General features: G+C 39.5%; 11 protein-coding genes. 5 read left to right on the top strand and 6 right to left on the bottom strand.

Features of this window, described 5'->3' with window-relative positions; genetic code table 11:
- A partial coding sequence (locus tag ACI6PS_RS13960; RefSeq protein ID WP_421013187.1) for a hypothetical protein occupies positions 1-197 on the top strand: 197 nt, incomplete at its 5' end.
- Positions 198-312: 115 nt separating this feature from the next.
- On the opposite strand, the gene ACI6PS_RS13955 is transcribed toward ACI6PS_RS13960, so the two are convergent.
- Positions 313-1005, bottom strand: a complete 693-nt coding sequence (locus ACI6PS_RS13955) for a DUF4294 domain-containing protein (RefSeq protein ID WP_421013186.1) — start codon at positions 1003-1005, stop codon at positions 313-315.
- An 86-nt stretch (positions 1006-1091) separates the two neighbouring features.
- Between ACI6PS_RS13955 and ACI6PS_RS13950 the strand changes: the two genes are divergently transcribed.
- Complete coding sequence (locus ACI6PS_RS13950; RefSeq protein ID WP_421013185.1) at positions 1092-2180, top strand: M42 family metallopeptidase; 1089 nt, start codon at positions 1092-1094, stop codon at positions 2178-2180.
- Positions 2181-2237: 57 nt separating this feature from the next.
- On the opposite strand, the gene ACI6PS_RS13945 is transcribed toward ACI6PS_RS13950, so the two are convergent.
- Positions 2238-2726, bottom strand: a complete 489-nt coding sequence (locus tag ACI6PS_RS13945) for a hypothetical protein (protein WP_421013184.1) — start codon at positions 2724-2726, stop codon at positions 2238-2240.
- 241 nt (positions 2727-2967) lie between these two features.
- Here ACI6PS_RS13945 and ACI6PS_RS13940 point away from each other — a divergent pair, with 241 nt between their 5' ends.
- A complete protein-coding gene (locus ACI6PS_RS13940) occupies positions 2968-4395 on the top strand; it encodes an L-serine ammonia-lyase (protein WP_421013183.1) in 1428 nt (475 codons plus the stop codon).
- A gap of 107 nt (positions 4396-4502) precedes the next feature.
- Here ACI6PS_RS13940 and ACI6PS_RS13935 read toward each other — a convergent pair whose 3' ends face one another.
- The 4 genes from ACI6PS_RS13935 to ACI6PS_RS13920 all read right to left on the bottom strand — a co-directional run bounded on the left by ACI6PS_RS13935 (position 4503) and on the right by ACI6PS_RS13920 (position 9692).
- Complete coding sequence (locus tag ACI6PS_RS13935) at positions 4503-5813, bottom strand: outer membrane beta-barrel protein (protein WP_421013182.1); 1311 nt, start codon at positions 5811-5813, stop codon at positions 4503-4505.
- A gap of 8 nt (positions 5814-5821) precedes the next feature.
- Positions 5822-7777, bottom strand: coding sequence for a KUP/HAK/KT family potassium transporter (locus ACI6PS_RS13930; protein ID WP_421013181.1), 1956 nt, complete (start codon positions 7775-7777; stop codon positions 5822-5824).
- A gap of 129 nt (positions 7778-7906) precedes the next feature.
- Positions 7907-8590, bottom strand: a complete 684-nt coding sequence (locus ACI6PS_RS13925; RefSeq protein ID WP_421013180.1) for a response regulator — start codon at positions 8588-8590, stop codon at positions 7907-7909.
- Positions 8583-9692, bottom strand: a complete 1110-nt coding sequence (locus ACI6PS_RS13920; RefSeq protein ID WP_421013179.1) for a sensor histidine kinase — start codon at positions 9690-9692, stop codon at positions 8583-8585. The genes ACI6PS_RS13925 and ACI6PS_RS13920 overlap by 8 nt, the downstream gene beginning before the upstream one ends.
- Positions 9693-9951: 259 nt before the next feature.
- Here ACI6PS_RS13920 and panB point away from each other — a divergent pair, with 259 nt between their 5' ends.
- Positions 9952-10770 (top strand): 3-methyl-2-oxobutanoate hydroxymethyltransferase, encoded by an 819-nt coding sequence (gene panB / locus ACI6PS_RS13915; protein WP_421013178.1) that lies wholly within the window; start codon positions 9952-9954, stop codon positions 10768-10770.
- 36 nt (positions 10771-10806) lie between these two features.
- Positions 10807-11496: an RluA family pseudouridine synthase gene (locus ACI6PS_RS13910; RefSeq protein ID WP_421013177.1), complete on the top strand. Its 690-nt coding sequence runs from the start codon at positions 10807-10809 to the stop codon at positions 11494-11496.
- The last annotated feature ends 126 nt before the right edge of the window (positions 11497-11622 follow it).

Raw genomic sequence — 11622 nt, 5'->3', positions numbered from 1 at the left:
GATTGTTCCCAGATGGAGGGTTTTTGAGGGGTGATTTCTGCGCAATTAGGGCGGAATGTTTCCAAAAACACACCCAAGTCCCACCTACTAGCCCCGATTGGAGTGGAAATCCTTTTCCTTTTTTCTTTAAAAAGGAAAAGATTGCAACGGAAAGCGGGAATATGGACAGAACAGATGCCCGAATGTTCTGCTTCTGAAAAGAAAAATGCTCACTATATATAAAGGAGTGTGTTTTGTCTTTATATATAGGAGCAAAATTTGTACATATATATAGGTAGTGAAATTTTGTACCTATTATATGATATGTATAAGTTATTCTTTTTGCTGTTGTGGTTTGGATAGCTTTTCGATCCAATGGTCGGATACTTGTTCGTAGTCGATGGCGAATGCAGATTTTTGCTCGATGAGACGTTTGTTTTTAAAGGCTCTTGTTAGGATGGTTTCTATGAGATAGTCTTCGTTTACTTCCATTGGATCATATTCGGTTTTTAGGTTTATGTCGAAGAGCTTGGCGGTTGTGTTGGATACGAATGCCTTAAATCCTGATTTTAGGTCTTTGATGAGATCGAATGTGGTGTGGCCTGTTTGGCGGTGGATTAGTTTTACGAGAATCTGGCCGTCCTTTCTTGAAAGCTTTTTGAGTTGTGCTTCGAATTCTTCTGTAATATACTTTTCGGTAATCTTGAAATACTTTTTCTTTTCCTTGTTTGTCTTTAGGCTAGCCATTCCTTTATTGAGTTGCGTGAGCCTTTCGGATGCGGTTTTTGCATACGGATATACCTTATATACTCTTCGCTGTAATATAAGGAAGCGTTTCTTGGCGGCTTCGTCGACTTTTATCTGGTTTGGGTTGATGATAACTTCCTCTAATAATATAGGTGGACCAAGGGTGGTGTCTTGTACTTTGAGGTAATCGTCTCTTTTATCTTCTTTGTCTTCCTGTGCTGTGGCAATGGTTGACAATGCAAGTGTGAAAATAAATAGGAGACTTTTTATGAGTTTCATTTGTTTTGAGAATTTATTGGATCAAAATTATACATTATATATACAAGTGTGATGCCAAATTAATAATTTAGCGAAAAATTTATTTTATGAGTTCAAAATCGATATTAAACGAATCGTCACTTGCCTTTTTAGAGGAATATTTAAACAACGCATCTCCTACTGGATTTGAAGCCGAAGGGCAGAAACTTTGGATGAATTACTTGAAGCCTTATGTGGATACTTTTATAACGGATACTTATGGAACGGCAGTTGGTGTTATCAATCCGGATGCTCCTTATAAGGTAGTGATTGAAGGACATGCTGACGAGATTTCGTGGTATGTGAATTATATTACGGATAACGGATTGATCTACGTTATTCGAAACGGTGGATCGGACCATCAGATTGCTCCATCGAAAAGAGTGAACATTCATACGAAGAAAGGGATTGTTAAAGGCGTTTTTGGATGGCCGGCGATTCATACGAGAAATCGTGACAAGGAGGAGAATGCCAAGATTGACAATTTGTTTATTGATATAGGTTGTGATACTAAAGAACAAGTTGACGCAATGGGTGTTCATGTGGGTTGCGTGATTACGTATCCTGATGAATTCATGATCATGAATGGTGACAAGTTTGTTTGCCGTGCGATTGACAATAGAATGGGTGGTTTTATGATTGCGGAAGTGGCACGTTTGCTTAAGGAGAATAAAAAAACATTGCCTTTTGGATTGTACATTACCAATTCTGTTCAGGAGGAAGTTGGACTGCGCGGTGCGGAGATGATTACTAAAACGATCAAGCCTAATGTGGCTATCGTGACGGATGTTTGCCACGATACTACTACTCCAATGATTAATAAAAAGATTGAGGGTGAAATCCAGATTGGTAAAGGTCCGGTTATTACGTATGCTCCGGCGGTTCAAAACAACTTGAGGGATTTGATTATTGATACGGCTGAAAACAACAAGCTTCCTTTTCAACGTTTGGCTTCTTCGAGAGTTACGGGTACTGATACTGATGCTTTTGCTTATAGTAATGGTGGTGTTGCATCGGCTTTGATTTCTTTGCCTTTGCGATACATGCATACAACGGTGGAAATGGTGCACCGTGAAGATGTGGAAAACGTGATTAAACTGATTTATGAAACGTTACTTACTATGAAGAACGAGGAAACTTTCTCCTATTTCAAATAAAACAAAAAGGGTTCAGCTATATTTGCTTGAACCCTTTTCTTTTGAAAGAAGAAATAATTAATTTTCGTGTTCAAATGTCCACTGCTCGGTAGTCCCTTCCGAATTCATCGTTCCTGTCTTGGTTTGCAGCACGACACCATTTCTAACCACTCTCAGCGTGAAATTTGAAGAGGCTCCATCTTCCTCGCAGGCACCAAAATAGTCTACCCAAAATTTATAGGTTCCCGATGGCGCTGTGCCATTTTCCCAAAAGATATTTTCATTTGGACCTTGAGGGCATTCTTCACACAAGCAATCCACATCAAGAGTGCCTGCATCGGCAGTTTGATTGCCATAATAGATTATAGCACCGCTTGGGGTTTGCACATACAAATCCAAATCTACATTTGCGGCATTGGTAAACTGCAAATTAAAACGTGGATTACCATCCTGTCCTACCAATTCATCCATTGTTTCTTCTTCTCCATCCGAATCATCATCCTTGTTACAGGAAGTAAAACTTACAGAAAACAACAACATTGCTAGCATTAAATAATTTCTTTTCATAATATTAGTTTAAGGGTTTGTTATGCCATCAAACTTACTCCAGATAACAACTCCAAAAAATCCCTATATGTAGGTAAATTTCAAAAAAAACAATTAATAAGGTTTCTACTCAATGGATTGAAAATTTTACAGATAACACAAATTTCACTTTGTTCTTTTATTAAATCATCAAAATTTCAATCTGAACTATTCAAAAATATACTATTATACGTTTATATTTGTAGCCACTTAAAATTGTATTATGGAAGAATGTATTTCTGTTTTTGATATGCTTAAAATTGGTGTTGGCCCTTCGAGTTCCCATACATTGGGGCCTTGGCGTGCGGCCGAACGCTTTTTGGCAGAATTGAGAGAGGAAAATTTACTTCAAGATGTTGACAGAGTAAAAGTAGATTTGTATGGTTCGCTTTCCTTGACTGGAAAAGGCCACGCCACTGACTTGGCCGTGATGCTTGGTTTGAGCGGTCAGGATCCGGAATATATTCCTATCCAAAACATCGATAAGATTATAAAATCGATTGAAAATGATAACCAAATCCATCTTGGTGATGAATTCGTTATACCTTTTTCTTTCCTACAGGACATTATCTTCAACAAAAATTTTCTTCCTTTTCATGCAAATGGCCTCACTTTTACAGCCTATACAAAGGACGATCAAGAATATGCTTCTACTTTCTACTCCATCGGTGGTGGATTTGTGGTGAAGGAAGAGCGTGTGAATGCGAAGAAGAAAATCGAAATAAAATGTGCTTTCCCTTATCCGATTCAAAATGCGGATGAACTTTTAGAATATAGTGTTCAGCAAAAAAGAAGCATCTCAGAGATTGTATATGAGAACGAAAAATCGATGCGTTCCGAAGAGGAGATTCATACCGAATTGATGCGCATCTGGGACACTATGCTCGAATGTATGTACATCGGGTGCCATTCTGAAGGGATTCTTCCTGGTGGATTGAATGTTCGCCGTCGTGCTTTTGATATGCACCAGAATCTTATTGGTTTGGCGAATTACAGCAATCCACAAGAATGGCTGGGCTGTATCCGAAACACGGAGGTTAAATTCCGCCAGATCCTCAAATGGGTAAGCTGTTTTGCCTTGGCGGTGAACGAAGTGAATGCGGCTTTGGGCCGAGTAGTTACGGCTCCAACCAACGGAAGTGCCGGAGTTATTCCGGCTGTTCTGATGTATTATATGGTGATTGAAAACCATAATGCTGGAGAAAAAGAAATCAAGCAGTTCCTTATGGTGGCTGGAGAAATTGGAAGCATCTTCAAGAAAGGCGCTACCATTTCGGCAGCTATGGGTGGATGCCAGGCCGAAATTGGCGTTTCGTCTGCAATGGCGGCGGCGGCATTGTGCGAACTGATGGGTGGCGAACCTGCCCAGGTTTTGATGGCTGCTGAAATTGCGATGGAACACCATCTTGGACTGACCTGCGACCCAATTGGCGGTTTGGTACAAATTCCGTGCATTGAAAGAAATACGATGGGTGCCATTAAAGCCATTAACGCGGCAGAACTTGCACTGGAAACCGATGCTAAAAATGCTAAAGTGCCATTGGACAAGGTAATCAATACGATGTGGCAGACGGCAAAAGATATGAACAATAAATATAAGGAAACTTCAGAAGGCGGACTTGCCATTGCGGTAAACATGGCCGACTGTTAGCGGTTTTACACTTATAAAAAAAGGGTTTAAGAATGTTCTTAAACCCTTTTTTTGTGTTTTTTATCAAATTTAACCATCTAGATAATTATCTCTATCATCACAAATTATTACAATCTAAAATTCACAGCAAGCGTGATACCGTATTCCTGTTTTACTAGGTCGGGACGCCAGTTTTCCGTTGGAGTTGTAATCCATCCATCGGGTGAAGTAGTTCCTCCTGAACCTGCAAAGTAAGGCTTATTGCTTTGTCGGTATCTGTATTCTAATCTAAAGGTTACGAAATCGCTGGGCATGATATCGAAAGTCATCGTTCCTTGATAGATTGTCAAATTCTGATTCGGATCGTTTTCTATGGCATCTGTAAAATCATTGGGCGTTACAGGCGATGGCGAAAAGGCCAAGTACAACGAAGGATTGGTGACGAAATCGCCACGCAAGGTCAGGGCAAATTTGTTCTGACGGAACCACAGTCGGTTGCTCAGCGAAGCTCCTGTCATATATTGTTCTGATGCCTTTGCTCCTGCTCCGCTTTGAAATCCGTAATGTGTGTTCAAACTGAAAGCGGCCTGCGATAATCCGTTGCTTTTTTTGTCTGTAAAATATCTTGCCACGACACTATTATCGTGATGAAAACGATTAGTAGCCACACGGCTGTCGTTTCCGTAGTAGAAATTCGCTACCAGTTGCAGGTTTTCATTTGGACGATAATAGTTTGAATTTCCAACGCCTAAAGTTTTGTTCCAAGAATTATAGGATTGCCAACCATTCAACAGCCATAATTCGGTCTTGAATTTCTTCGAAGGAAATGCCTGGATTCTCGCTCCTGAAAAATAGAACGGTGTAAAATCGCACACCATCGAACGCTGATACGACCAGTTTTCCTGTGTTACATAACTTTCCAGACCAATGTAGCTCATGAAAATTCCCATCTCGACATTGATTCCGTGCCATTTATCGAAATGATAACCGGCGGAGGCTTCGCGGATATTCTTCAAATTATTGATGGAAGTATTTCGACCGTGCTGGGTGGTCCCGTCTAAATCTTGAATAATGGAAGCCATTTGCCCGTACTGCAACCACAATCTTCCGATGACATTCTTGTAATTGGTTTCGATACCGATGCTGGCCAAATTCACGGTAAACTCATTGTTTCTACCAATTGAAGAGGAAATTGTATGCGTGTTATCAATCGGATTATTGAAATCATAATTGATGTAGGAATCTAGATAGGTAACGCCAGTTAAGATTGTTTCTCCGTCAGTGTCCTTTAACACTAAAGGGAATTTTGTCTGACGGTTTTGTCCGTTGATCCACGATAAGTCCATTCCGTCGAAAGGAATTTTAGTTTGCAGGGAATCTTCTTGCGCAAAAAGTGGTACGAAACTCAAGGAAAGCAACGCGGTAATGATCTTTTTCATTGTATGAATTATTTATTGATTTTTCGTTCGAGGGTTAATTTTGAAATTGGTTGGTAGACAATCGGCACTTTTTCTATCGCCACATCGCTTTTATCCAAACCGAAAGCCTTGGCATCCGACTGTGAAAGATGTTTTAGAAGGAAATAACTATTGAGCATGAGTCCTTCTTTTACGGCAAATTCATTTTCTACGGATAAGAATTTCTCCAGAATTACGAATTTATAATCGGGCTCGTTGTTGTATTTTGTAGAACCGTCCGGGCGAATATGCAGGTTCAATTCTTTATTTTCAACCAAATCCTGAACGATTTTCTTGAAATACAATTCGACTTTCGGTTGCACTCGGAAGCCAACATTCAAGACGACTTTAATTACTTTATCATCTAAAATTTCAATCACATCATAATTTAAAGTGTGTGGTTCGTTGGTTCTGTTGATGTGCAAAAACCAATACACATCGGCACGTTTGGGCTTTTTGGAAAAGATCGACTTTAATATTTTCTCTTCAATCTCATAATTTTTATCCGCTTTTGAGAGGTAAATCAAATGTGTGGAATATTTAGGAATCGAATCATCTTCGCTTAATTCCTTCAACATCGGTGCTTTTTCAGCTAGATTGGTAAACTTCAGGAATTTATTGTTGATTTTTCTCGAATAGAACCAGATGTACATGATCATAAAAATGAATAATTCGAAGAAGAGGAACATCCAACGTTCCTTGATTTTGACAACATTTGCAATGAAAAACGAAATCTCGATGGCTGAAAAAACCAAGAGTATCAGTCCGACCCAAATGGTTTTTATTTTTTTGATATAAATCAGATAGTAGGCCAATAAGAATGTTGTCATCATCATCGCCACAGTGATGGAGAAACCATAGGCCGCTTCCATATGTGCTGAATTTTTAAAGTACAAAATCATCAGGACACAACCGATCCAAAGAATGGTATTTAGGGACGGAATGTAGATTTGTCCTTTCAAGTCGGTTGGATTTCTTAGCGCGACACGTGGCCAAAAATTCAATGAGATTGCTTCATTAATTAAGGTATAAGATCCACTGATCAATGCTTGGGAAGCAATAACTGTTGCACAAGTCGCAATGATAATTCCGGACAAAAGGAACCATTCGGGCATGATGCTGAAGAATGGATTTTTCCCGTCAAGCGTATTAGCTGACTGCGTCATCAACCAGGAAGCTTGTCCAAGATAATTGACAACCAAGGCGATTTTCACGAAAACCCAAGTGATTCTGATGTTTGTTTTACCGCAGTGTCCTAAGTCGGAATATAATGCCTCTGCACCCGTCGTACATAAAAAGACAGCTCCCAAAAGCCAAAATCCGTGTGGATATTCTACCAATAAATTATAAGCATAGATTGGATTCAGTGCTTTGAAAATTTCCGGATGGTGCACAATTTGGGTCAAGCCCAAAATTAGAATCATCGAAAACCAAATAACCATTGCAGGTCCGAAAAACGAACCGATTTTTTGTGTTCCGAATCGTTGAAAGAAAAAGATTCCCGATAGGATTGCTATAACGATGGGAACCGTTGGTAAATCTGGAATCAATACTTCCAAGCCTTCGACCGCAGAGGCGACTGAAATCGGCGGTGTGATGATTCCGTCGGCCAATAAGGTTGTGGCTCCTAAAATCGTTGGGATTACTAATTTTCCTTTTCCGAATCTTTTTACCAAGGCATAAAGCGAAAATACGCCGCCTTCGCCGTGATTGTCTGCCGACAGCGTCAGGAAAATATATTTGAATGTGGTTTGAAATGTAAGCGTCCAGAACACGCACGAAACACCTCCGTAAACGAGCAATTCAGTAATGGGACGGTCGCCCACTATTGCTTTCATAACATACAGCGGACTTGTTCCGATGTCACCATAAATGATTCCCAAGGCGACCAACAGCGAGGCCGCACTTATCTTTTGAACCGTTGGATTTTTCATATTCATTTCCATATAACCAATTGAATTTTAATTTATAAACATTGTTTTTGAAGTTTTACTCTTGGAAAAATTAGGCACAATAAATCTGTATCGTAAGAATGGAGTTCTTTACAATCAAAAGATTTCAGTAAATGATTTTAGCTAGTTGGTATTAAACCTGTAACCGATTCCGGATTCGGTCAGGATGTGTTTTGGTCGGTTAGGGTCCTTCTCCAGTTTCTTCCGAAGCTGTGCGATAAAAACCCTTAGATATTGTGTCTGGTCGGCATAACTTGGACCCCAAACTTCTTTTAAAATATATTGATGCGTGAGTACTCTTCCTTCGTTTTTTACCAATAAGATCAGTAAGGAATATTCCGTTGCAGTGAGTTTTACAACTTCGTCGTTGACTTTTACAAGCCTTGATGTCAAATCTATTGTGACAGCATCGAAGGAAATAATAGGTTCTATTTGCTGGCTGTTCAAATTCCGTAAAGCCGTTCTGATTCGTGCCAACAATTCCTGTGTTCGAAATGGTTTTGTAAGGAAATCATTTGCACCGCTATCCAATGCTTTTACGATTTCTTCTTCGGCACTTTTTACACTCAAGATGATGATTGGATTTTGAAACCATTCGCGCAATTGCTTCAGAACATTCTGACCATCATCGTCAGGCAAACCTAAATCCAATAGAATTAAATCGGGCGGATGATTGGCGGCCATTGCAATTCCTTCCTTCGCCGTTGTAGCAAAATTGGTTTTATATCCGTTGGAATCCAAGGTGATTTCCAATAATTTCCTGATCTGACTTTCGTCGTCAATCACTAAAATGGTAGCGCTATTCATTGCCTATGTTTTTGGTCTGCATTACTTCTGCCGGAAATGATAGCGTGAAAACCGCACCGCCTTCTTCCCTATTCTGCAATTTTATTTTTCCGTGTTGTGCTTCTGTAAAACCTTTCACTATTGAAAGTCCCAAGCCTGTCCCGCCTGTTTTGGAGTTGTTCAACCTATAAAATTTCTCAAACACTTTCTCTATTTGATCTTCAGGGAAACCATTTCCATCGTCAGCAATTGTGATGATGCAACTCATCGTTTCTTCCTGATTGTAATCGATGTCCATCACAGGATTGTACTCTATCGTGATTTTAATTTCGGCACCAATCGGAGTATATTGTGATGCATTATAGATAAGGTTGTATAAAATTTGTTCCATCAAGCCATAATCTAGCTTAAAAAGAGGCAGATAATCATTCGCTTTGACGGTAATCCTGTGCTGGGATAAGGTTTCATTCATACTCGAAAGTACGTTGTAGGCCAGTTCTTTTACATCACACCAGTCCAATTTCGGTTGGATATAACCCGATTCCAAGCGCGACATGTTCAAGAGATTTTCCACTTGATAGTTCAATCTCAAGGAAGCCTTGTCCATCTCAGAAAGCAGTTTCGTCTTATTTTCATCGGATAAATTGACACCGCTCTGCAAAGTTCCCACCGATCCCATTATGGTTGAAATGGGTGTCCGGAGTTCGTGCGAAAGTGAATCCAACAAGGTATTGTAGAGTTTCATTGTATTAAGTTTCGCTTCTTTTACTTGCGCTTCTTGTTCGGCTTTTCGGATTTTGAAAGTCAGTACGGCATTTATCAAAGCAATCACAAAAAACAGCAGCAGCAGCAATCCATCCTCGGCACTGTTGATGTGAAAATTGTAATAGGGTTTTATAAAAAAGAAATCCAAGATAATGGCACTCAGAAAAGCGGCCAACAGGACGGGAAATATTTCAAGGAAGATGGCCAAGATTGAAACCAGTACCAAAAGCAGATAGCCTGTAACTTTATAATCGAGGAAATCCCGTGTGAATAGACACAACATCGAAACCAAGCTTACCGAGATAAAGCTGACAACGTATTGATTCTTTTTGTTTTGATGTTTAAAAATCGATTTCAATTTGTTATGATTGTTTAACGGGACAAAGTTAAATCATAAGTTGTAAGTATTTTATAATATAGAATAAGGATCACATAAAGATTTTATAAAGATGATTTAGAACAGCAGGACAATTGCTTCCTTGAAATCCTATTGTTCTAAAAAAAGCCATTTAGGTGTGCGTATTGATAAAGCATTTGTACCTTTACAGACTCAATTTGAGTCGAAATTGAAAATCAATCGACGGCTCCTAACTTATAACTCTTAACTCATAACTAAGATGTCTGTAGCAAAAAAAGATTACAAAAGAATTACGACAAAGTCCTTGATTGAAATGAAAGCCAATGGCGAGAAGATTTCGATGTTGACGGCTTATGATTTTACAATGGCAAAAATCGTTGATACCGCTGGTGTTGATGTAATTTTGGTTGGAGATTCAGCTTCAAATGTAATGGCGGGTCACGAAACGACCTTGCCTATTACCTTGGATCAGATGATTTACCACGCATCAAGCGTAGTCCGTGCCGTCAATAGAGCTTTGGTTGTGGTCGATTTGCCTTTTGGTAGCTACCAATCAGATCCTAAGGAAGCGCTTCGCTCGTCTATCAGGATTATGAAAGAAAGTGGCGGACACGCCGTGAAACTGGAAGGCGGAAGCGAAATCAAGGATTCTATCAAGAAGATCTTGAATGCAGGGATTCCGGTAATGGGACATTTGGGCTTGACGCCACAATCTATTTATAAATTTGGTACTTATACTGTTCGTGCAAAAGAAGAAGCCGAAGCAGAAAAACTGATTGAAGATGCACAAATGCTGGAAAGAATTGGCTGTTTTGCAGTAGTTCTGGAAAAAATTCCAGCCCATTTGGCAGAGAAGGTGGCCAAAAGCATTTCGATTCCCGTAATCGGAATTGGTGCTGGTGGTGGTGTTGACGGACAGGTTTTGGTAATTCACGACATGCTTGGAATGAACAATGAATTCAGTCCGCGATTCCTAAGAAGATATATGGATTTATACGATGGAATGACAACTGCAATTGGTCAGTATGTGACGGATGTAAAGAGTAGTGATTTTCCGAATGAGAAGGAACAATATTAATCCAATTTGAAAATTTGGTAATTTGATAATTTGGTGATGAAAATAGTTTCCGATAAAAACAACCTTCAGGTTCTCCACGAAGACAATCACATTATTGTGGTCAATAAACGCGTAGGCGATATTGTGCAAGGCGATAAAACGGGTGACAAGCCTTTGAGCGAAGTTGTTAAGGAATATATTAAGGACAAATACAACAAACCTGGAGAAGTTTTTCTGGGAGTCGTTCATCGGCTTGACCGGCCAACGACCGGAATTGTAGTTTTTGCAAGGACTTCTAAAGCATTGACCCGTTTGAACGAATTGTTTGCCAACAGGGAAACTAAAAAAACCTATTGGGCGGTTATAAAGAATAAGCCTGCCGAAAGTCAGGCAAAGCTCGTTCATTATCTAAAAAGAAACGAGAAAAACAATACTTCAAAAGCACATTTGAAAGAAGTTCCAGAAAGCAAGATGGCGAGTCTGGATTATAAAATAATCAAGGAACTCAACAATTATTTTGTGTTGGAAATCAACCTGCATACGGGAAGGCATCATCAAATTCGTGCGCAATTGTCCGCTATTGGTTCTCCTATTAAAGGTGATTTGAAATATGGTTTTGACCGAAGCAATCCGGATGGAGGTATTCATCTTCATGCCCGAAAGTTGGTGTTTATTCATCCTGTCTCTAAGGAAGAAATTAAAATAGAAGCTCCGGTTCCTGATGAAGTTGTTTGGAGAAACGCTTAATCAAGCAATTGCCTCAAAAAAACATCACAAAAATCTAGTATTAGCAGGACTTCACAAAAAAGAATCGCGTTTTTTTGTCAGAAAGTGGACTTTTCAACAAGACACTTTTTAGAAACTTCACAATTT

This window comes from Flavobacterium sp. PLA-1-15, from assembly GCF_049060005.1.
Taxonomy (GTDB): domain Bacteria; phylum Bacteroidota; class Bacteroidia; order Flavobacteriales; family Flavobacteriaceae; genus Flavobacterium.
This window is presented reverse-complemented; position numbering and strand designations above follow the sequence as displayed.